The organism is Nonlabens antarcticus (assembly GCF_015356755.1).
GTDB lineage: Bacteria > Bacteroidota > Bacteroidia > Flavobacteriales > Flavobacteriaceae > Nonlabens > Nonlabens antarcticus.
In genome coordinates, this window is record NZ_JADFCO010000066.1 from 158,770 (window position 1) to 181,908 (window position 23,139).

19 protein-coding genes are annotated in these 23,139 nt (G+C 38.0%); 13 read left to right on the plus strand and 6 right to left on the minus strand.

The features are described from left to right. Nucleotides 1–24 precede the first annotated feature (24 nt). The 13 genes from IQ282_RS11880 (at nt 25) to IQ282_RS11940 (ending at nt 12,352) form a co-directional block, all read left to right on the plus strand. On the plus strand, nt 25–531 hold the full coding sequence (locus tag IQ282_RS11880) for a DUF6913 domain-containing protein (protein ID WP_194852093.1): 507 nt from the start codon (nt 25–27) through the stop codon (nt 529–531). A 1-nt stretch (nt 532) separates the two neighbouring features. Next, complete coding sequence (gene dapA, locus IQ282_RS11885) at nt 533–1,414, plus strand: 4-hydroxy-tetrahydrodipicolinate synthase (protein WP_194852094.1); 882 nt, start codon at nt 533–535, stop codon at nt 1,412–1,414. A gap of 72 nt (nt 1,415–1,486) precedes the next feature. Further along, nucleotides 1,487–2,284 carry an outer membrane protein assembly factor BamD gene (locus tag IQ282_RS11890; RefSeq protein WP_194852095.1) on the plus strand — a complete coding sequence of 266 codons (798 nt, stop codon included), beginning with the start codon at nt 1,487–1,489 and terminating at the stop codon, nt 2,282–2,284. Between the two features lie 13 nt (nt 2,285–2,297). Beyond that, nucleotides 2,298–2,621: a DNA-directed RNA polymerase subunit omega gene (locus IQ282_RS11895; protein ID WP_194852096.1), complete on the plus strand. Its 324-nt coding sequence runs from the start codon at nt 2,298–2,300 to the stop codon at nt 2,619–2,621. Between the two features lie 6 nt (nt 2,622–2,627). Beyond that, on the plus strand, nt 2,628–3,836 hold the full coding sequence (gene coaBC, locus IQ282_RS11900; protein WP_194852097.1) for a bifunctional phosphopantothenoylcysteine decarboxylase/phosphopantothenate--cysteine ligase CoaBC: 1,209 nt from the start codon (nt 2,628–2,630) through the stop codon (nt 3,834–3,836). Beyond that, the gene (porD, locus tag IQ282_RS11905) at nt 3,811–4,722 is read left to right on the plus strand and encodes a type IX secretion system protein PorD (RefSeq protein ID WP_194852098.1); all 912 of its coding nucleotides are present in this window, start codon (nt 3,811–3,813) and stop codon (nt 4,720–4,722) included. The genes coaBC and porD overlap by 26 nt, the downstream gene beginning before the upstream one ends. 142 nt (nt 4,723–4,864) lie before the next feature. Next, nucleotides 4,865–6,544 (plus strand): DNA repair protein RecN, encoded by a 1,680-nt coding sequence (recN, locus tag IQ282_RS11910; RefSeq protein ID WP_194852099.1) that lies wholly within the window; start codon nt 4,865–4,867, stop codon nt 6,542–6,544. Between the two features lie 32 nt (nt 6,545–6,576). After that, a complete protein-coding gene (locus IQ282_RS11915; RefSeq protein WP_194852100.1) occupies nt 6,577–7,383 on the plus strand; it encodes an enoyl-ACP reductase FabI in 807 nt (268 codons plus the stop codon). Nucleotides 7,384–7,440: 57 nt separating this feature from the next. Beyond that, entirely contained in the window at nt 7,441–8,445 is a 1,005-nt protein-coding gene (locus IQ282_RS11920; RefSeq protein ID WP_194852101.1) for a glycosyltransferase, read from the plus strand. After that, the gene (locus tag IQ282_RS11925) at nt 8,442–9,377 is read left to right on the plus strand and encodes a YbbR-like domain-containing protein (RefSeq protein WP_194852102.1); all 936 of its coding nucleotides are present in this window, start codon (nt 8,442–8,444) and stop codon (nt 9,375–9,377) included. Before IQ282_RS11920 ends, IQ282_RS11925 begins: the two co-directional genes overlap by 4 nt. After that, nucleotides 9,374–9,967 (plus strand): dephospho-CoA kinase, encoded by a 594-nt coding sequence (gene coaE / locus IQ282_RS11930; RefSeq protein ID WP_194852103.1) that lies wholly within the window; start codon nt 9,374–9,376, stop codon nt 9,965–9,967. The genes IQ282_RS11925 and coaE overlap by 4 nt, the downstream gene beginning before the upstream one ends. Before the next feature lie 77 nt (nt 9,968–10,044). Next, nucleotides 10,045–11,607 carry a sensor histidine kinase gene (locus tag IQ282_RS11935; protein WP_317174204.1) on the plus strand — a complete coding sequence of 521 codons (1,563 nt, stop codon included), beginning with the start codon at nt 10,045–10,047 and terminating at the stop codon, nt 11,605–11,607. Between the two features lie 28 nt (nt 11,608–11,635). After that, nucleotides 11,636–12,352, plus strand: coding sequence for a response regulator transcription factor (locus IQ282_RS11940; protein ID WP_194852104.1), 717 nt, complete (start codon nt 11,636–11,638; stop codon nt 12,350–12,352). Between the two features lie 11 nt (nt 12,353–12,363). Here the strand turns inward: IQ282_RS11940 and miaA are convergent, their stop codons facing one another. The 6 genes from miaA to uvrA all read right to left on the minus strand — a co-directional run bounded on the left by miaA (nt 12,364) and on the right by uvrA (nt 23,060). After that, the gene (gene miaA, locus IQ282_RS11945) at nt 12,364–13,272 is read right to left on the minus strand and encodes a tRNA (adenosine(37)-N6)-dimethylallyltransferase MiaA (RefSeq protein ID WP_317174205.1); all 909 of its coding nucleotides are present in this window, start codon (nt 13,270–13,272) and stop codon (nt 12,364–12,366) included. Between the two features lie 6 nt (nt 13,273–13,278). Then, nucleotides 13,279–14,142 (minus strand): ion transporter, encoded by an 864-nt coding sequence (locus IQ282_RS11950; RefSeq protein WP_194852106.1) that lies wholly within the window; start codon nt 14,140–14,142, stop codon nt 13,279–13,281. Continuing rightward, entirely contained in the window at nt 14,142–16,556 is a 2,415-nt protein-coding gene (locus tag IQ282_RS11955; RefSeq protein ID WP_194852107.1) for an alpha-ketoacid dehydrogenase subunit alpha/beta, read from the minus strand. The genes IQ282_RS11950 and IQ282_RS11955 overlap by 1 nt, the downstream gene beginning before the upstream one ends. Before the next feature lie 57 nt (nt 16,557–16,613). Beyond that, the gene (locus IQ282_RS11960; protein ID WP_194852108.1) at nt 16,614–19,430 is read right to left on the minus strand and encodes a gluzincin family metallopeptidase; all 2,817 of its coding nucleotides are present in this window, start codon (nt 19,428–19,430) and stop codon (nt 16,614–16,616) included. Nucleotides 19,431–19,534: 104 nt separating this feature from the next. Further along, complete coding sequence (locus tag IQ282_RS11965) at nt 19,535–20,224, minus strand: LOG family protein (RefSeq protein WP_194852109.1); 690 nt, start codon at nt 20,222–20,224, stop codon at nt 19,535–19,537. Between the two features lie 4 nt (nt 20,225–20,228). Further along, nucleotides 20,229–23,060: an excinuclease ABC subunit UvrA gene (gene uvrA / locus IQ282_RS11970; RefSeq protein WP_194852110.1), complete on the minus strand. Its 2,832-nt coding sequence runs from the start codon at nt 23,058–23,060 to the stop codon at nt 20,229–20,231. Between the last annotated feature and the right edge of the window lie 79 nt (nt 23,061–23,139).

Genomic DNA, 23,139 nt, shown 5'->3' on the forward strand with positions numbered 1-23,139 from the left:
CCTTTGTTGGGATAGTAAATATAAATGATTTTTAACGTTTTAAAGAGCCGGTGGCTGCGCAAACAGCAAGATAAATTGCAGAAAGGAACTCGGGATCGAAAGCCCACAACCCCTTCTTCAATGGTCGTGTTATATAATGCAGATGCAGAAAAATCTATTTTATTTCTTGAGAAATGGGCACAGGATTTAGGAGTTAAGAGACTTGTTACTTTAGGCTTCACAAGAGATGATAAAGCAGTTTCAACGGCTGATAGTATTATGATCAACTCTAAGACGATCAAGTGGTCTGGTGGTATTGCCGACGATAGTCTGTCCAAAGTTTTGACCATGCAGTTTGATCTGCAGGTGAATTACTTTGATGAGAAAGATGATTTGCATCATTATCTGGCAATGGCTATAAATGCCAATTTTAAAGTAGGTATTCCCAGACAGTCGGAAGAGATATATGATCTTGCAATAGAGGTGCGGCTCGAGCAAAAAGAAACGTTTATTAAAGAATTAAAAAAATATCTAAATATCATAACTCAATAGTATGCAGGAAATCATAGGAACAGGAGTCGCCTTAATTACACCTTTTGAAGAAAGTGGATGTGTAGATCATGCAGCGCTGACAAAGTTGGTAAATTTTCAAGTAGATAATGGTGTAGATTATCTAGTAGTTTTAGGTACTACAGCAGAAAATGTGACTCTTTCTACCGAAGAAAAAGAAGCCGTTGTTGCCACTATAATAAAAGCTAACGATAAAAGATTGCCTCTAGTGATAGGTATAGGCGGCAATGATACCAGAGTAGTAGTAGAGCAGATCAAAAACACAGATTTAACTGAGTTTGTCGCGATCCTTTCAGTTTCTCCTTATTATAACAGACCTACACAAGAAGGTATTTATGAACATTTCAAGGCGGTCGCACAAGCTACAGATAAACCCATTATTGTTTATAACGTTCCTGGACGAACGGGATCAAACATAGCTGTAAATACTATTGTAAGACTCGCCCATGATTTTGAAAATATTGTGGCTATCAAAGAAGCCGCTGGTGATATCGTTCAGGCGATGAAAATGATTCAATATTCTCCTCAAGAATTTTTGGTAATTTCTGGTGATGATATGATTGCCTTGCCTATGACACTTGCGGGTGGAGCAGGAGTTATATCAGTAATAGGACAAGCACTAGTTCAGGATTTTAGCGATATGATTCGTTATGCTTTGAACGGTGATGTGCAAGAAGCTTATGAATTACACTATAAAGTAGCTCCTAGCATAGATATGATTTTTGAACAAGGCAACCCAGCAGGAATTAAAGCGCTGTTGTCTCAATTAGATATTTGTGAGGAACACATACGTTTACCATTGGTACCTATAGACGACGACTTGCGGGATCGTTTGAAATCCTTTTTAGAAACATACGAGAATTAGAATTAACACGTTAACTATCAAAGCTCAAATGCTCTTTAAAATGTTACATTTGTGCCCCATTAAAACAATAAAATGAAGCAATTCACGATTCTAATTTTAATCGTTCTAGCAATATCAAGTTGTAGTAGCTATCAAAAAGCTATGAAATCTGAAGATAACCAACTCAAAATACAAGTGGCAGATTCTTTATATGCTGCAGAGAAGTATGGTAAGGCTATCAATCTTTTAGAAAAAATTGTTCCTCAATATCGAGGTACAGATAGTGCGGCGCCACTAGCTTTAAAATATGCAAATGCGCTATATTTTGATGAACGCTTTCCAGAAAGTGGTTATCAATTTGAAACCTATCGCAATAGTTATATAGGGGATCCTAATAGAGAATATGCAACATTTATGATAGGTAAAAGCTTGTATGAAATGGCGCCTATTTATTCTAAGGATCAGGAGCCTACTGAACGTGCAATGGCAAAATTTCAAGATTATATCAACATATATCCAAATGGTGAATATCTAGAAGAGGCTAATGCTTTTGTAGATGAGATGCGCTTCAAACTAGATAAGAAGGCTTATGAGATTGCAAAGAATTACCATAAGCGGGCACCATTTTCCCGCGGTGGTTTTGTGTCGGCGATCACAACATTTGAAAATTTCATTACAGACCATCCCGGATCAGAATTTCAGGATGACGCTCAGTTTTACCTTATTGATTCTCAGTATAGTTATGCGATCAATAGTTTTCCAAGCCTAATTCCCGAAAGACTTAAGATTGCTAAAGAATATTATGATACCTTTGCAGACCGTTTTCCGGATAGCGAGTACAAAGCTGAAGCAGACGAGTTGATGGCATTAATCAACGATTACAATAACTAAGAACACTATTTTCATGGATACTAAAAACCTTAAAGCACCCAATACTTCTGTTACTTACGATAGAGACCTATTAACGGCTCCAACTGGTAACATGTATGAGGCAATTTCCATTATAGCTAAACGCGCAGAGCAGATCAATACTGACATTAAGGAAGAATTGATCGAGAAATTAGAAGAGTTTGCAACTTACAATGACTCTCTTGAAGAAGTCTTTGAAAATAAGGAGCAAATTGAAGTTTCTAAATTCTATGAGCGTTTGCCTAAACCACACTCCATTGCCGTACAGGAATGGATGGATGGCAAGATTTACTTTAGAGACACAGGAGTTACTGAATAAATTTTCATGAACATATTCAGCGGGAAAAAGATATTACTAGGAGTTACTGGTGGTATTGCCGCTTACAAATCTACATTCTTGACGCGCCTGCTTGTAAAAGCAGGCGCTTCTGTTAGAGTGATATTGACACCCGCAGCACGTGATTTTGTAACGCCATTAACCTTATCCACACTTTCTAAAAACCCAGTCTTATCTTCATTTACAAATGAAGATGATGACAATGATTTGTGGAACAACCATGTAGATCTAGGGCTGTGGGCAGATCTTATGATTATTGCCCCAGCTACAGCAAATACCATGAGTAAAATGGTCACGGGCAACATTGATAACTTGTTACTAGCCGTTTATTCTAGTGCTAAATGTCCGGTTTATTTTGCTCCAGCCATGGATCTTGATATGTACAAACATCCATCAACGACGGCAAATTTTGAAAAGCTTGCCAGCTATGGAAACTACATGATTCCTGCTGGAGATGGTGAGTTAGCCAGTGGGCTTTCTGGTAAAGGGCGCATGGCAGAGCCAGAAGAAATCATGTCTTTTGTAGGGAAGCAACTGGAACAAGACTTGCCATTATTTGGTAAAAAATGTTTGATCACTGCTGGACCTACTCATGAATCCTTAGATCCAGTGCGGTTTATAGGAAATCACAGTACTGGTAAAATGGGAATGGCGCTGGCACATAATCTTGCTAATCGTGGAGCTCAGGTAATTTTAATTATGGGACCTAGTTCGGTTAATTCTGAGCATTATTTCATCCATAGAATTGATGTTACCAGTGCGCAAGAAATGTATGATACGGTTCATAAGCATATTGCTCATCAGGATTATGCTATTTTTAGTGCTGCCGTTGCAGACTACCGACCCGCAACTACTGCAGATCAGAAAATAAAGAAGAGTGCTGACACGTTAACTATAGAACTGGTTAAAAATCCTGATATTCTGGCAAGTGTGGGAGCGATGGAAAACCGACCTTTTTTGGTAGGGTTTGCATTAGAGACCGAGAATGAGCTGGAGCACGCTTTCGCGAAAGCGAAAAAGAAAAACACCGACTTGCTCATCTTAAACTCCATGAAAGATAAAGGAGCAGGATTTGGAACCGACACAAATAAAATAACCATGATCGATCGATTGGGAAATGCAGAAGTATTTCCGCTAAAATCGAAGGAGCTGGTTGCAAAAGATATAATTGATGAAGTTATTAAACGTACGCAATAGCGCTTTAGGAATTCTAGCCTTGCTGTTGGGAGCTGCTTCCATGGCTCAGGAGTTCAACATGACCGTCCAAGTCAATGTTCAAAATATTTCCCAGCCGGACAGAACGATTTTCAAAACATTAGAAACCTCGCTTCAAGAATTTATCAATAATACAAAATGGACAGAAACCGATTTTAGCGATGAGGAGCGTATTAATGGAGCGCTAATTTTTGTTGTTACTAATTTTGACAATAATAGATTTCAAGGCAATTTCCAATTATCTGTTTCAAGACCAGTTTATAACTCTACTTACACGTCTACCATCTTTAACTATAAAGACAACGATATCAATTTTGAATATATAGAAAACGCTCCATTTTTCTATAATGACAATCAGTTTGAAAGCAATATAACGTCACTGGTAACTTTTTATATGTACACCATTCTAGGACTAGATGCTGATACGTTTGAACTTAAAGGCGGTCAGCGTTACCATGAAGAAGCACAACAGATCGTAAACCTAGCGCAATCCTCCAGAAACATAGGTTGGAATCCTAATGATGGAAATGGGTTGATTTCTAGATATCGATTGAATAATGATCTTTTGTCAGAAACTTTTAAAGAGTATCGGGAAATTATGTATGAGTATCACATCCATGGGATGGACAGATTTGCCCTCAATCCTAAACAGGTAAAGCAGGACCTGCAAGGTTACATTATGAAGTTTGAGGATTTGAATTCCAGACGGCCTAATAGTTTATTGCAACGCACATTTTTTGATGCAAAAGCTGATGAAATTTTGAGCATTTACAGCGCGGGTCCATCAGTTAACATCGCAAAATTTAAGGAAAGTTTGCAAGGGCTTGCACCTAACCAGTCCACAAAATGGAGAAGTATTAAGGTATAAATGACTAGGCCATACAAGTCTTTTTTCATTAGCTTTGAGTACGTTCGAATAATAGGATTTGCACTCATTTAAAAGGTGTTTTGAATCGGTTATTTAAATATATTTCGCTCATCTTTTCATCAATTAATATCGAGAATTAGTATTGCTTAAAGAAATTCACATACAAAATTATGCGCTTATCGACCAGCTGGATCTTCCATTAGATTCAGGACTAACGATGATTACTGGAGAAACAGGAGCGGGTAAATCTATTCTTTTAGGAGCGTTGGGTTTAGTAACGGGAAAGCGTGCAGATTTGTCAGCTATTCGAGATACGTCCACAAAATGTGTGGTAGAAGCTCATTTTGATATTACAAAATTAGGATTAAAACCCTTTTTTGAATCTGAAGATTTGGACTATCAAGATATTAGTATCATTAGACGTGAGATACTCCCATCGGGAAAAAGCCGATCGTTTATAAATGATACTCCGGTAACTTTAGCAACAGTAGGTGAGATAGGTGGAAATTTGATAGATATACATTCCCAGCATCAAACACTGCAGCTGGCTACTGATCAATTTCAAATGGACACATTGAATGCTTTTGTGAACCAACAAACCAGCACTGCAAAACGTCCAGGAAGTTTTATTATTAAAGAATATCAAAGTAAACTAAAAGAATACCGCACTCAGGTCAAATCTTTAAAGGATTTTAAAGAAAATCAAGTGGCTCTAGCTAAAGAGTTAGATTACAATACTTTTTTATTAAACGAGCTGGAGGAAGCCCAGATAGACGGGTTAAACCAGGAGGAACTAGAGCGGGAAAATGAGCAGCTTAGTAATGTAGAGGTAATTACAGAAGCCCTAGGTTCACTAGAGCACAAACTCTCAGCAGATGCTGATGGCGTGATTGACGAACTGCGAGAGATCAAAGCCAAATTGAAAGCAGTAGAATCTTTTTCTCCAGCCTATCAAGCACTTCACGTACGTTTGACGTCAGTAATTGTCGAGCTTGAAGATATGGCCGTAGAAACAGAACGTCAAAAGGATCAAGTAGAGGTAGACCCGCAAAGACTAGAAGTGGTAGATGCTACCTTAGGGATGCTGGACAATCTTTATCGCAAACATCAAATGGATAACGTACAGGATCTTATTCATTTAAGAGATAATCTCGCAGACAAGGTTTTGAGCGCACAAAATATTGACAGTAAGATTAAAAAAATGGAAACTTTGATTGCTGTCTCCATGAAGGAATTAGATGTTTTTGCTAAAGAATTACATGGTTTACGTCAGGACTATAAGAAAGCGATGGAAAGCCAAATTCTGGAAACGGTAACATTGTTAGGGATGCCAGACGCCCAGTTTATAATCGAGTTACAACCTTCAGGTTCTTATAACGATTACGGGAAGGATGAGGTGCTATTTACATTTACGGCAAACCGTGGTTCTCAATTGTTAGCTCTAGATAAAGCAGCTTCTGGCGGTGAGCTTTCCCGATTAATGCTGGCTATTAAAGAACTTCTATCCAGGTGCAAGCAATTGCCTACCATTATTTTTGACGAGATTGATACAGGCGTCAGCGGTTCTATAGCCGAAAAAATGGCAGTAATTATGAAAAGCATGTCTCAAACTATGCAGGTTATTACGATCACGCACTTACCACAAATCGCTGCAGCGGGCGATGATCATGTGATTGTCAGAAAGAAAAACGACGGCGACCGCACGGTTTCCACCATTGAAAAATTAAACCAAAACTCTAGAATAGAAGAGATTGCACAAATGTTGAGCGGCGGTAGCATATCAGACGCAGCACGTGAAAATGCACGCATTCTACTTCAATAGATAATTTTATATTTGCCTTATATAACTAACTTATGTCTTACAACTTACTTAAAGGAAAACGAGGAATCATTTTTGGCGCATTGGATGAGAATTCTATCGCTTGGAAAACAGCAAAACTAGCACATGCAGAAGGTGCAACTTTTGTTTTGACAAACGCACCAGTCGCTATGCGCATGGGCGAGATTAACAGACTTGCAGAAGAATGTGGATGCGAGATTATCCCAGCAGATGCTACTAGCGTTGAAGATTTAGAAAATTTAGTATCTAAATCGGTAGAGATTCTAGGCGGGAAACTGGACTTTGTCTTACATTCTATAGGAATGTCAGTAAACGTGCGTAAAGGGAAACACTATACAGATCAAAACTATGCCTGGACAGAAAAGGGATGGGACGTAAGTGCAGTTTCATTCCACAAAACCATGCAAACATTGTATAAGCAGGATGCCATGAACGAGTGGGGAAGTATTGTTGCCTTGACCTATATGGCAGCACAACGTACATTCCCAGACTACAACGATATGGCAGATAATAAAGCTTATCTAGAAAGTATTGCACGCAGCTTCGGCTATTTCTTTGGAAAGGATAAGAAAGTTAGAGTGAATACTATATCTCAATCACCTACACCTACCACGGCTGGAAGTGGGGTAAAAGGCTTTGAGGGATTCATGAACTATGCAGAAAAAATGAGCCCACTAGGTAATGCTACAGCTCAAGATTGTGCAGAATATACTATGACCTTATTCTCTGATTATACAAAGAAAGTAACGATGCAAAACCTCTTCCACGATGGCGGTTTCTCTAACACTGGAGTAAGTCAGGAAGTGATCGAGAAGTTTTAAATATTACTTAATAATTAATATCTAAAAGGCTGTTTATACAGCCTTTTTCAGTTTCTAATGGAAGAGTTACAATTTTCATTTATTATTCCCGTCTACAACCGGCCATCGGAAATGGAAAAATTGCTCGGGAGTCTGAGCAATGTTCGCAGTGTGCATTCTTTTGAGGTTGTGGTGGTAGAAGATGGATCAGATATAAGCAGTAAAGCTGTTTGTAATCGCTTTCGCGAAAGCGTAAATATCTCCTACTTATATAAGGAAAACACAGGACCAGGGGATTCTAGAAACTATGGAATGCAACACGCTAGTGGAAATTATTTTATAATTCTAGACAGCGATTGTATTGTGCCGGATGGATATTTAGAAATTGTGGAACGGGAGTTGAAATCCAACTTTACGGACTGCTATGGTGGTCCCGATGCTGCTCACGAGAGTTTTACAGACCTTCAAAAGGCAATTAATTATTCCATGACCTCTTTTTTAACGACGGGAGGAATCCGTGGTGGCAGTGAGCAATTAGGGAGGTTTCAACCTCGCAGCTTTAATATGGGGCTTAGTAAGAAGGCATTTGAAGCTACACAAGGATTTAGTACAATTCATCCAGGTGAAGATCCAGATTTGAGCATCAGATTGTGGAATGCCGGGTTTGAAACCGCCCTTTTTAAAGAAGCTCACGTATATCATGAACGCCGCATTTCATGGAAATTGTTTCAAAAGCAAGTTAAAAAGTTCGGTATGGTACGAGTGATTTTAAACAAATGGCATCCATCAACTTCAAAATTAACCTACTGGTTTCCAACACTGTTTTTAATTTACGGAGTTTTTGCGATAATCAATTTCCTATTGGGAAACTGGTATTTTTTAGTTCCTATTATTTTATATTTAGGGTTGATAGCTATAAGTTCCTCTATCAAAAACGGTATAACTGTTGGGATTATGAGTGTTTATGCTGCTCTGGTCCAGTTTACAGGATATGGTTGGGGTTTTTTAAATAGCTATATTCAAATTGGTATTAAAAAAAGGAACGAACGCGAAGCATTCCCAAATCTATTTTTTGAAAAATGACAAAATCCGATTACAGCAAATTCTTTTCATTTATTGCTTTTACGCTAGCTGCTGCAATTTTGTGGTTTCTGTTCAGATACAATGATACTTATGTAGAAGATACAACGGTAAAGATTGAGTGGTCAAATGTTCCAGTTGATATCAAACTTAATGAGAAATCTAAGAAGATAAGCGTACCTATTAAGGTCCAGGCAAGCGGTTTTACTCTTTTGTGGCTCAACTATGCAAAGGCAGAAAGTACGTTGGACTTTAAACAATTCGTAAAGTCATCGAACGGTAAAATGTTATATTCCCCTGCGAACTCTCAGTCTGCGATTAATATTGCGGTAGGTGATAATATAAAAATATTAGAAATTGATAAGAAAACAATACAACTAGATTTTGAAAGGTTTGCTTCCAAGAGAGTTTCTTTAGAAAAGGAATTCAAACTCCGGTTTACTGGAAATTACCAGCAAGTTGGTGAAAATCAGTTTGATGTAGAAGAGGTAACAATAACTGGTAATGATGACTCAGTCGCATCGTTTGAAAATCTAAAGATAGATATTGAAGACATTGAAGTGAGTGATAGCCTTGTTGTCCATGAAATTGATTTAAAGAAGTTGTATCCTAAATTGAATATTAAGCCACAAAAAGTAAGTTACACGATTCATGCTGCTCAAATGACCGAAGGCTCCCTAAGAATCCCCATTACAATTTTGAATAAACCGGCAGATGCAAAGGTGAAACTGATCCCAGAGAGTGTTAATGTGATATTCTCGAGCAGGTTAAAGGATTATGATTCTATCGATGCAAGTGATTTTGCAGTTACTGTTGATATGACTGGTTTAACATCAGGAGAAGCGTCTGCGACACCTGCAATTATATTTGATAACAAGTATATCAATGAGGCACGAGTGCAACCACAATCTGTTCAAATTCTTATCATACAATGAAAGTTGTAGGTTTAACTGGAGGTATAGGCAGTGGTAAAAGCACGATAGCCAGAGAGTTTCAGAAATTAGGTGTTCCTATCTACATCGCAGATGAAGAGTCTAAAAAGATTTTAAATACTCACTCTCTTGCTATTGATGAGATTAAACAATTATTAGGAAGTGCTAGTTACACCAATGAAAATGGGACGGAAAGAGCGGATAAGGAATTTATTGCTTTAAAAGTTTTTGGGAACCCAGACCTATTAAAAGGCTTGAATGCAATCTTGCATCCCAAAGTGAAGCTTCACTTTGAGGGGTGGATGGAACAACAAAAATCAAAGTATGTTATCTATGAAGCAGCGATATTATTAGAAACCGGTGGTGATAAAAACTGTGATGTAGTACTATTGGTTTCGGCGCCAGAAAATGAAAGAATTACTAGAGTCATGGAAAGAGATAAAATTACAGAGCAGGAAGTTAGGGTAAGACTCAAAAATCAATGGAGTGAAAATGAAAGGTTGGAAAAATCAGATTTCATAATCTTAAATGATGATCTTAATGAAATCCCTATTAAAGTAAATAAATTCCATGAATTTATGTTAAATAAATAAGGATAGTTAATTTTAATCCTAAGTTAATATTGGGTTAAAGGCTATTTAACACTTTCTCTAACTGTTAAATTTGCAATGTGCAAAAAAAAATACTCTACACACTAATCGGATTGATGAGTTTATCCCTGATAGGGATTATTGTAGTCCAAATCTACTGGATTACGAATAGCATACAGTATAATGACGAGCAGTTTTCTTTTGCTGTCAAACAAACTATGGTAAGCGTTGCAAATGAGTTGGAAAACCGAGAAATTGGTAGTTATCTCGTTGCGCTCAAATCATTAAATGACACTCTAGGTGGTGATGTTGAGCCTAAAATATTGCGCCAGCAATTATTAGCACAACAAACTAAACGACTGGCTGAAAATAATAGCGCTCTCAATAACAATCCTCTTATTGAAGAATATAAACTAGATCCACATCTGGCAGATTTAGATTTAGATAGCATCAATTTTAAAAAGTTCTACGAATCAAATGGATTAGGTTCACAGTTTGGAAATTTTAAAGGAGCAATCAGTAGTGACATCAGTTATTCTGAAGTTGATATTTTTGCACGTAAGGTTTATGGTGCTTATGCCAGTGATTACTATAGTATTCTCCCGCTTCCTCAACGTGTAACTGCTCAAGAGATATCTGGACTCATTGCAAATGAGTTGAAAGATCGCCAGATAGATGCCACTTTTGAATATGCCATTTATCAGGATGGATTTGCTACGAGAGTTCAGTCGGATAATTTTGAATATTTTCCAGATGCCACTTGGGAATATCCCATCTTTAGAACCACAAACGATACCGTTGAGCCTTATTATCTCTATGTGAGTATGCCGCAGCGCAAAAAGGTGATACTGTCGTCTATTATGGGAATGGCATTGCTTTCATTAGTATTTACAACCGTCATTGTAGTTGCTTATTCCAGTGCGATTAGTCAAATTTTCAAACAACGACAAATCTCACAAATCAAAACAGACTTTATTAATAATATGACGCACGAGTTTAAAACTCCGATTGCGACCATTAATCTAGCTTTAGATTCTTTAAAACATCCTAAAATTGCCTCTGATCCAGAGAAAGTGACTAATTATTTACGAATGATTAGAGAGGAAAATAAACGCATGCATGGTCAAGTGGAGAACGTACTGCAAATTTCCAAGCTTGAAAAAAACCACCTCAATCTTGAGAAGTCGAGAATTGATATAAATGAATTGTTGGAAGATAGTATGTCTCACGTTCAACTATTATTGGAAGAAAAGAACGGCGTTATAAAGACACATTTAGGAGCACTTAGAACTGTGGTGTTAGGTAATGAAAGTCATATGACTAATGTATTAGTCAACATATTAGAAAACGCCATCAAATACACGGAGGAATCGCCTATTATTGATGTTTTTACGGAGAATGTAAAGAATAAACTGGTAATTAAGATACGCGATCAAGGAATAGGGATGGGTAAGTCTGCACAACGTAAGGCTTTCCAGAAATTCTTCAGAGAGCACACTGGAGATATCCACAATGTAAAAGGTCATGGATTAGGTCTCGCCTACTCAAGACGAATCTTAGAAGATCATGAAGGAGAAATATACGTACAAAGTGTCAAAGGAAAAGGAAGTACATTCTCAATTCACTTACCTTTAATAGTTTAAAATCAATCAATCATTAAATTTAATATTTATGGAAACCGAAAACAAAAAGATACTGCTGGTAGAAGACGACCCGAATTTTGGAACTGTTCTTAAAGATTATCTAATCATGAACGATTTTGATGTTGTTCATGCAAAAAATGGAATGGAAGGCTTTGAAAAATTTAAGAAGGACAATTATGATCTTTGTATTCTTGATGTAATGATGCCTTACAAAGATGGTTTCACGCTTGCCAAAGAAATTCGTGAGAAGAACGAGGACGTACCTATCGTTTTCTTGACCGCAAAAGCAATGAAGGAAGATGTGTTGCGTGGTTACAAAGTAGGAGCAGATGATTATTTGAATAAGCCATTTGATAGCGAAGTGCTATTAATGAAAGTAAAAGCGATCATACAACGCAAGGGACAAGACAGCATTGCTGATTCTAAAGAATTTGAATTTCAAATAGGAAGTTTCCATTTGAATTCAAAGTTGAGATTCCTTTCATATGCAGATCAAGAGCCTATCAAACTTTCTCCTAAGGAAAATGAATTATTGCGTTTGCTTGCGTTACACTTGAACGATTTAATGCCTAGAGAATTAGCGTTAACTAAAATCTGGAGAGATGATAATTATTTCACATCTAGATCTATGGATGTTTACATAGCAAAATTACGTAAGTACTTGAAACCAGATGATAACGTGGAAATTGTAAATATTCACGGTGAAGGTTTCCGTTTACTAATTAAGGATCAAGTCGATTATTAATTAAATAGACACTAAGATTCCATAAATAATTCCTGGACCTGCTGCACAATTTTTGTGTGGCTGGTCTTATAGGAAAACCAATGAACACTGGAATCTTTTCTATACCAGGTCATCTGTCGTTTTGCAAATCTTCTTGAATTGCGTTTGGTCAATCTAATAGCCTCCTCGAGATCATAAGCTCCATCAAAGTATGGGAATAATTCCTGATAGCCCACGGTTTTAAGCGATGGGAGTTCTTTGAAGTCCTTTAGTTTTTCTGCTTCTTGGACCAGACCTCGCTCTAACATATCATCAACTCTTTTATTGATGCGATCGTACAACTCCTCTCGCGATGCTTCAAGTCCTACTTTTACAACTTCAAACTTTCTTGACTTACTTTGACTGCTTCTAAAGCTGGAAAATGGTCGCCCACTAGAGCGATATATTCCTAGTGCACGTAGGATACGTCGTGGATTTGATTGATCCACTTCTTTAAAATACTCTGGATCTACTTGTTGTAATTCTGCTACTAGAAACGGTAATCCTAATGATTCTAGCTGTAATTCTAACTCTGAATTCACGCTTTCTGAGACTTCTGGAAAATCATCGAGCCCATGAGTGACTGCCTTCTCATATAATGCACTGCCACCTACCATGATTATCACATCATGATTTTTAAATAATTCATCAAGTAAACTTATAGCATCTTTTTCAAAATCGCCGACGCTGTAGGATTGCTCCACACTCATATTTTGAATGAAGTGGTGCGGTGCTTGAGAAAGTTCAAATGTAGTAGGAACGGCTGTTCCTATGCTCATTTCCTTATAGAATTGACGTGAATCGCAAGAAATTATATGGGTATTATACGCTTTCGCGAAAGCGATGCTTAGAGAGGTTTTCCCTATAGCCGTAGGACCTATAATCGTTATGAGCTTCTTCATAGTCATCTATAGAGAATATCCACAGTTGTGACAATACACGGCTCCGTCTTGATGTTTTTTAGCTAAACAATTCTGACAAACCTGAGTGTTTACATGACGGTACTCTGGATTCTTTTTAACCTGATTATCATTATTTTTTGGAGCATTAGTATATTCTGCACTCACAATTCCAGTGGGAACGGCAATGATTCCATAACCCATAATCATTATTATTGTGGCTAGAAGTTGACCTAAAGGCGTTACTGGCGCAATGTCCCCAAAACCTACGGTAGTCAATGTTACAATACACCAGTAGATGGAAACTGGAATGCTCACAAAACCACTTTCTGCTCCTTCTACTAGGTACATTAAGGTTCCCATGATGATTGATATCACAACTACAGCAAACAAAAAGACCAGAATCTTAGGCAAACTTGACTTAATAGCTTTCGTGAGCTTATCTGCCTCTCCTATGAATCTAGTAATTTTTAATATTCTGAATACACGCAATAACCTGAGGGAGCGTACGGCCAGTAAGGCATTATAACCACCTGGCAATATGAAGGTTAAATAAAGTGGAATCGTTGAAAGGAAATCAATTATTCCATAAAAGCTAAAAATATATTTAGTAGGCTTATTAATCGCAATAATGCGCAAAAAATATTCTATAGTAAAGAAAATTGTAATTACCCATTCTGCTTGTATAAATTCCTCAGAATAAAGTTTACCTAATCTAGGGACACTTTCTAGTAAAACTAATATCACACTGAAGATAATTACCACCAACAATAGGATATCAAATAGTTTACCTGCAGGTGTATCTGCTTCGTAAATTATTTCATGCAGCTTACGCCTCCAGGCGCTTGTCAGTGGAACTTCAGACTGAGACATTAAAAGTTTTTAATATACTTACTAGGTTGTGCCTCATTCATAATTTGATAAATTTTATCAAATATGTCATCAGAACTAGGTTTAGAAAAGTAATCTCCATCGGTTCCATATGCTGGACGATGTGCTTTAGCGGTTAGACATTCTGGTTTGCTGTCTAACACCTTCCACGCATTTTGTGTATTTAAGATCTCATTTAAGATAAATGCGCTGGCACCGCCTGGCACATCTTCATCTACAATCAACAAGCGGTTTGTTTTTGCTACACTTTTTACAATATCGTGTTCCAGGTCAAATGGTAATAAAGATTGAACATCTATAACTTCAACATCAATATCAACTGTTTCAAGAATTTCAGCAGCCTCCATAACGATTCGCAATGTTGATCCATAGGAAACTATAGTGATATCAGATCCATTTCTGAGAACTTCTACTTTACCAACAGGAGTTTTAAATTCCGCTAGATTGCTAGGCATCTTCTCTTTTAGACGATACCCGTTCAAACACTCTACGATAACAGCAGGTTCGTCAGACTCTAATAATGTATTATAGAATCCTGCGGCTTGCGTCATATTACGTGGTACTAAAACATGAATTCCTCTCACTAAATTAATGATCCCTCCCATAGGGGATCCACTGTGCCATATTCCTTCTAATCTATGACCACGAGTTCTTATGATCAATGGTGCTTTTTGCTTACCAGCAGTTCTATATTGAAGAGTGGCTAGATCATCACTCATCAACTGCAGGCAGTAAAGGATATAATCTAGATATTGAATCTCTGCAATGGGACGCAATCCTCGCATTGCCATTCCTATTCCCTGACCTAGAATAGTGGCTTCGCGGATTCCAGCATCTGCTACTCGCAATGCTCCATATTTTTCCTGCATTCCCTCTAGGCCTTGATTTACATCACCTATCGCACCTGCATCCTCACCAAAAATTAAAACTTCTGGGTATTTATCAAATAAGGCATCAAAATTATCACGCATAATAACGCGAGCATCGACCATTTCTGCTTCGTCATTATATTCTGGTTTTACAGCTTCTATATTTGCCGCTGCCCATTGTGACTCGCTATGAAGAAATTCTCCGTAATTTTTGTTTTGGCTTTCTATGTATTTAATGGACCAGTTTCTCAACTCAGTTATCGCAGGACTACTTTCCTTTAAGGTCATGCGTAATGTTTTGCGCACTGTTTCCATAAGTGCTTTGCGCATGGGATCCGTAGAGCCCTCAAAGTCATCGACTAGTGGGAGGATAAAGTTTTTATTTGATGAGGAGTTTGCCACTGCTTTCAAAAGTGGAAGTACGGTAGCTTTTTCTGCCTTAATGGGATTTATGAATGCTTCCCAAGCTGCTTTTTTACCTTCTCTAACGCTCTTTTTTATATCTTTTTCAGTAGCTGATAATTCCTCTTCTGTAGCAAGTTCCATTTCTAAAATCCACTCGCGAAACTTTACGTTACAATCATGCTCGCGTTCCCAGTTAAGACGCTCTTCATTTTTATAACGCTCATGAGATCCACTCGTGGAGTGACCTTGTGGTTGTGTCAATTCCTGTACATGAATCATCACGGGCACATGTTCTTCCCTAGCGATTTCACCCGCCTTTTGATACACGTCCATCAACTCTGTATAGTTCCAACCCTTAACTTCTAGAAGTTCGTACCCTTCATCATTTTCGTCCCGCTGGAATCCAGCCTGAATCTTGCTAATGTTTTCTTTGGTAGTTTGATGTCTTGCATGTACACTAATTCCATACTCATCATCCCACACGCTAATTACCATGGGAACCTGTAAAACTCCAGCCGCATTAAAGGTTTCCCAGAAATGACCTTCACTAGTACTCGCATTTCCTATCGTTCCCCAAGCAACCTCGTCTCCCTTGTTAGAAAAACCGTTGTCCTCTGCGATCTTATCGTTATGTCTGTATATTTTTGAAGCTTGTGCCAGTCCTAAAAGTCTAGGCATCTGAGCTGCCGTAGGAGAAATATCTGCACTAGAATTTTTTTGATCGATCAATCGTTTCCACGAACCGTCTTCCTTTAAACTGTGAGTAGCAAAATGGCCACCCATTTGCCGGCCAGCACTCATAGGTTCTTGAGCGATATCTGTGTTAGCATACAAACCAGCAAAAAATTGCTGAATAGTTAGCTCTTCAATCGCCATCATAAAAGTTTGATCCCTATAATAACCACTACGGAAATCGCCATTTTTAAAAGCACGTGCCCATGCAAGCTGTGGCAATTCTTTACCATCGCCAAAAATTCCGAATTTAGCCTTTCCCGTCAACACCTCGCGACGGCCTAATAAGCTACATTCCCGACTGGTGACTGCAATTTTATAATCTTTAAGAATTTCGTTTTTGAAATCTTCTTGTAATAGAGGCTGTTCCGTTGTTTCTTGTGGGTGCATAGATAAAAAATGGGTTATCTACAAAGATAATAAAATGCCCATCGAGTTCCAACCGGATCAATACCATCGTCTCTTGAAAAGATTGATAAAAGTATTTATGTCAAGAGTGACAATAAACCGGATTTTTTGATCGTAATCCTTTTGTGCTATTTCCCATCCTTTATTACTGTATAAAGGGAAATAAAGTTCAAAATAATCTTGCAGCAGGTTGACTCGTACACCGCTGTCATAAACAAACTGAGCATTTCTATCTGAATTTTTCACCAGTCCTATGTCGCCATAAGCATAAATATATTTCCAAATACTATAAGAAGCATTTGCAGTGGTAATCCATTTATTTGCAAAAGTGGGTTCTAACTGAGATTTAAAACCACCTTCTGCAACAATTAATTGTTGTGAGAAAAGTCCAGAGTCCTCAGATCTACCATAATAATTGTAATCAAAGAGATAATCTGTGGGACGGTCAAGAGCATAGGAAAAAAAGTCATCGTTTCCAGTGTCATTGTACAGAAAGGCTCCTGCAAAAACTCTAATATTAAGCTGCCGGTTGTCTTTGAAAAGTTTACGCCATTCTACACGGCCGTCAATTTTACCAAATTTTGTAGAGATTTCTGTCCCGATACCATAAGAGAAGTATCTTCTAAAATTAGGATCTGAATGCGACCAGTTGATGTTAAATACGTTGTAGTCTGGCTCTGAAACTGGATTTATGTCGCTGCGCTCCCTACTCACTAAAACGTTTCTAAAGGTTAGACGTTGTCGTTTATTACTGCGCAAATCTTCGGGTCTGTAGGATAGATTTAGATAACTTGAAAACTTACGATACAATAAATTCTGCTCGTATGAAAACGTGTTTGCCGTCAACCCATACCTCACTTCATACAACCTTTCTGATCGATCTTGTATAGGATGACTGTATGAGAACCCTACAGATCCTATCAATTTTCTAGAGGTAAAACCATAGGTAGGATTAAGACTATAATTGAAGGGCTTAGGAAGTAAGTTACCATTGTAAAATCGAGCTCCCAGACTTACCCCATCATAAAGATTATACCCTAAATCGGGTATTAAAAAAACTTCCGTTTTCGCTGGATTTTCGACATCCTTAAATAATCTGAGTTGCAACGGTCTATTTATACTGGGAAAATTCTTTAACGTTCTATAGTTGTCTCGTTGTGAAAACTCTGGAATTAGCTGTTCGTAGTTAAGAGCTAGTCGATTTGCTCGCTTTCGCGAAAGCGTAATGGTAGTATCTCTTGCAAAAGCAGGGATCCATTCTTTAGAAACAATACTATCATTGTTCAAGGTATAAAGTGGAACCGGCAGCATCCTCCCAGATTTGTTCTTTAATTTAACCGTCAAGGAATCAGCAGATTTTGAAATCGAGCGAATCTTCCAGTCCATGCGTACGTGCGATGTGATGTAATCGTCAAAAAACCAATCTGTATCCTTAGTAGTTTCTGCATTCAAGATGATTCTAAAATCTTTAGTTTCTATAGGGTTAAGCGCCTGCGGATTGTACAATTTCTTAATCGCTCGATCTAGGGACCCGTCTTTTAAATAGTCATCTAGATACAGAAAACCAACTCCCGCTTTATAAGCCAGTCCTAATTCTTGATTGTATTTGACCAGACTATCTGCTGGGGTTGTTAGCGCTTGATCAAGATTGAGTCTAGCAGTGTTTAGGAATAGCAAGGAATACTGATCATTAAATTTGAGTTTTGCTACGTTAAACCCGCGCAACCCCCAGACTTTACTAAATTTACCTACAATGTTTAAATCGGGATAGTTCATTTCCTGATATTTCATCATGGTATAAATGGTAATGGCATTATCTAACCAAAATTCCTTTCTAGAATTAAGCAAATAACCGTTTTGAACCCATTTGCGAGTCATCGCTTTTAACATACGTATCTCATAACCAAATCCATCTGGAAATGGATTAATAAAACTAGGTAGGGAACTCAATCCGTATACAGGACTTTCTTTATAAAACTCATTTGATATTAAGATCTCATCATGTGGATATGCACCTAAATGCTCTGTAAGAAATTTTGAAATCTTTTTGAGAACTACAACTTTCATTTCATCCGCTAGACTTTCCTCTTCTAGGTCTGAAACTATGGTTAATTCGGTAGTAGAGAAGCGCTTGAATTGGTTTGCCTTTTTCCTAATATACAAGTCAGCACCGTTGTAATCCGTACCTTCAAAAAGATAGCTGTTGTAATCTGCAGCAGGTGCTTCCAGCTGTATAGGTATGCTGCTGGTGGCATGAAAATTACTAGGCACATGTAAAGAAATGGTGAAATCCATGAGTGCGCCATAAAAATCATTCAAATCTTTATGGGAATAATAATCCCATTTACCATCATGATATACCGCCGGATGCAGATACCAGTATTGTAGATTGTAATCCCCTTTACTTGTTTTTCCATAACCTGTAAAGGCATTATTAGGAATCTCAACATCATATTTGAGTATAAATGTTTTTGATGCTCCTGGTAATAACGGTGTGTCCAGTAACAGTTCTACGATGTCTTTTTGATCTTCAACTCGGCTTATTTTGAAGTCTGCCGTGGGAATAGGATCACTAAATACAGTTCTTCCTCTATCCTCATCACTTGAAAACTGGAATCTGTTTTTAAAATCTTGTGCAAAACGATCTGCTAGTGCTGTTTCAACACTACTAAATGAATTTGCCCAGTCTAATAAGACAACACGATCCCAATTATCATTGGAATTATTGATAATCGTGATGGACTGTTCAATTTTTAATTGATCTTTTTCCGGATGTAGGTATGCGATTATCTTACTTTCCTGTTGGGAAAATGAAAGTAAGGGAATAAGGTAAATTACAAATCTTAAATGTTTCAAAAACAAAAATGGATTAGAGGTAACGCTTAAGATTGGAGAGTTTAGGGTATGCAATTTCAATAGCGCTGCAAAGTACGCTTAAGTTCAAAAACTATTCCCCAATGTTAGAAATTAGGACTTAGGGAATATGTTTTGTAAAATTCATTAATAATTTCTACCGCTTCTTCGCTAGTGTCAACAAGGTGTAAAAGATCGATATCTTCTGGACTGACTGTAAAAAACTTCTCGTCTAAAGTACTTCTTACCCATTGAAGTAACCCTTCCCAAAACTCGGTACCCATCAAAATAATCGGGAATTTCCCTATTTTTTTTGTCTGGATTAACGTGATGGCCTCAAACAATTCATCTAAGGTTCCAAAACCTCCTGGCATCACAATAAATCCTTGAGAGTATTTAACGAACATCACCTTGCGGGCAAAAAAGTAGTCAAAGTCAAGACTTTTATCGCTGTCGATATAAGGATTGTCATGTTGCTCAAAAGGCAATGCAATGTTTAATCCTACTGAGGTTCCCCCAGCGGTATGAGCCCCTTTATTTCCTGCTTCCATAATTCCAGGACCACCACCGGTGATGACACCATAACCATTTTCAACTATTTTCTCTGCAACTTCCACAGCAAGTTCATAGTATTTGCTTCCAGGCTTTAAACGCGCGCTTCCAAAAATAGAAACGCAAGGGCCTATGCGGCTCATGCGTTCATATCCCATTACAAATTCTGAAAGTATTTTGAAAGTTGCCCAACTATCATTGGTTTTCAAGTCGTTCCATCCTTTTTCTCTTATCTGCTTTCTCATAATTCTACTTCAATTCTTTCTTTAAAAATCTAGCCGTGTGGCTTATTTTATTTTTAGCTACCTGTTCTGGAGTTCCCGTGGCGATCACTTCGCCGCCGCCGCGTCCGCCCTCTAATCCTATATCAATAACATAATCTGCGATTTTTATGACATCCATGTTATGCTCAATCACAAGTACCGTATTTCCTTTTTCTACTAGTTCATTTAGGACCTGTAATAATACTCTAATATCTTCAAAGTGCAAACCAGTAGTGGGTTCATCTAGAATATAAAAGGTGTTTCCCGTATCTCGTTTTGAAAGTTCCGTAGCGAGTTTTATACGTTGCGCTTCTCCTCCAGATAAAGTCGTGGATTGCTGACCTAACGTAATGTAACCTAAACCTACATCTTTGATCGTTTTAAGTTTCCTGTAGATTTTAGGAATGGGTTCAAAAAAATCAGTTGCTTCATTGATCGTCATGTTTAAAACGTCGCTAATTGATTTTCCCTTATAACGTATTTCTAGCGTTTCTCTATTAAAACGTTTTCCTTGACAGGTCTCACAAGTCACATAAACGTCTGGAAGAAAATTCATTTCAATAACTCGCAAACCACCACCCCTGCAGGTTTCACAGCGCCCGCCTTTAACGTTAAAGCTAAATCTTCCTGGTTTGTATCCACGAATTAACGCTTCTGGAGTTTTAGCAAATAAACTGCGTACTTCATTAAAAGTACCTGTATAGGTGGCCGGGTTTGAACGCGGCGTTCTTCCTATGGGACTCTGATTAATGTCGATAACCTTATCACACTCGTCAATACCTTTAATGGACTTGTAGGGCATTGGAACTTTTACACCATTAAAAAAGTGCGCGTTCATTATGGGATAAAGCGTTTCATTGATCAGTGTGGACTTTCCACTACCAGAAACCCCACTGACAACGATCATTTTACCTAATGGAAAATCTACACTTACATTTTTCAGATTATTTCCAGTGCAGCCCTTGAGGCTTATTTTCTTACCATTTCCTTTTCTACGCGTTTTCGGGATTTCAATTTCCAGTTTGCCGTTGAGGTACTGAGCTGTCAATGTATTGTGTTTCAAAATCTCTTGGGGACTTCCTTCACTAATGATCTCACCGCCATACCTTCCTGCATGCGGTCCTATATCGATCACATGATCTGCACGCAGAATCATGTCCTTATCATGCTCCACTACAATGATTGAATTCCCAACATCACGAAGTGATTCCAGAGAATTTATCAATTTTTCATTATCGCGCTGGTGCAAACCTATGCTAGGTTCATCTAATATATACAGTACGCCTACCAACTGAGACCCTATTTGAGTTGCCAGTCTAATGCGCTGTGCTTCTCCACCAGAAAGTGATTTTGCACCGCGGTTTAAGGATAAATAATCCAGGCCTACATCCAGTAAAAATTGAAGCCGTTCCCTAATTTCCTTTAATAACTCTGTGGCAATAAGTTTTTGCTTTCGCGAAAGCGAGGGTTCTAAAGTATCAAACCATTCAACGAGTTCTACAATATCCATCGTTGCTAGCTGGGCGATATTTTTATCGTTCACTTTAAAGAATAGTGACTCCTTGCGCAAACGAGATCCATCACAGACCGGACATTCTACCCGATCCATAAATTCTTTTGCCCATCGCTGCAGGCTTGCACTGTCATTATTTTGATAAGTCTGATCGATGAAGTTTGCTATTCCTTCAAAATCAATTTTATAATTCCTTTTGACACCCAGTTGTTTAGCATCGACAGCAAGCGACTCTTTTCCACCATGGAGAATCATCTGAATTGCCTCCGCTGGAACAGCGCTTAATGGATCTGTAAGTTTAAAATCAAACTTTTGAGCAATGAGCTCTAGCTGTTTAAAAATCCAATTTTTCTTATTATCAGGATAGGGGGCAAGACCTCCCTTTTTAATGCTTAGACTGGGATCCGGAATGATTTTTTGATCATTCACCTGATAAAGACTGCCTATTCCATTACAATTGGGACATGCACCTTTAGGTGAATTAAAGGAGAAGTTATTCGGTTCTGGTTCTGGATAGGAAATCCCGCTGGTGGGGCACATGAGATTTCTAGAGAAATAACGACCTTCTTTTGAGCCTTCTGGCACGACCATGGCAATATCATTCCCATGATACATCGCCGTATTTATAGATTCCTCTAAACGCTTTATATCATCCTCACTGGTTCCCACTTGGATGCGATCAATAACCATTTCAATGTCGTGGATCTTGTAACGATCCAGCTTCATTCCTTTAGTAATATCTACAATAACACCATCGACGCGCACCTTTACAAATCCTTGTTTAGCAATTTGCTCAAACAACTCCCGATAATGTCCTTTTCTGGAACGAATTACGGGAGCAAGCAGATTAATGCGCTGACCTTGATATTCCTCCATGATAAGCTCGCGTATTTGCTCATCACTATAACTTACCATTTTCTCACCGGTTTCATAAGAATAGGCATCACTAGCCCTAGCAAATAACAACCTTAGAAAATCATAAATCTCTGTAATCGTTCCTACCGTACTGCGCGGGCTCTTAGAAGTAGTTTTCTGTTCAATGGCAATAACAGGCGATAATCCATCTATCTTATCAACATCGGGACGCTCAAGACCGCCTAAAAACTGGCGGGCATAAGCAGAGAACGTTTCTATGTAACGACGTTGACCTTCGGCATAAATAGTATCAAAGGCTAGCGAACTCTTTCCAGATCCTGAAAGACCTGTAATTACGACTAGTTTTTCTCTTGGTATATTAACATCAATATTCTTAAGGTTATGAACGCGAGCGCCCTGTACCTCAATCATTTCTTCAAATTCAGACATATTTTTTTACAATCCTGCAAAGTTACCTCATACCGCTTTGATGAGCCTATAATGTTTTCTCAAAAATGAGCATATCGTT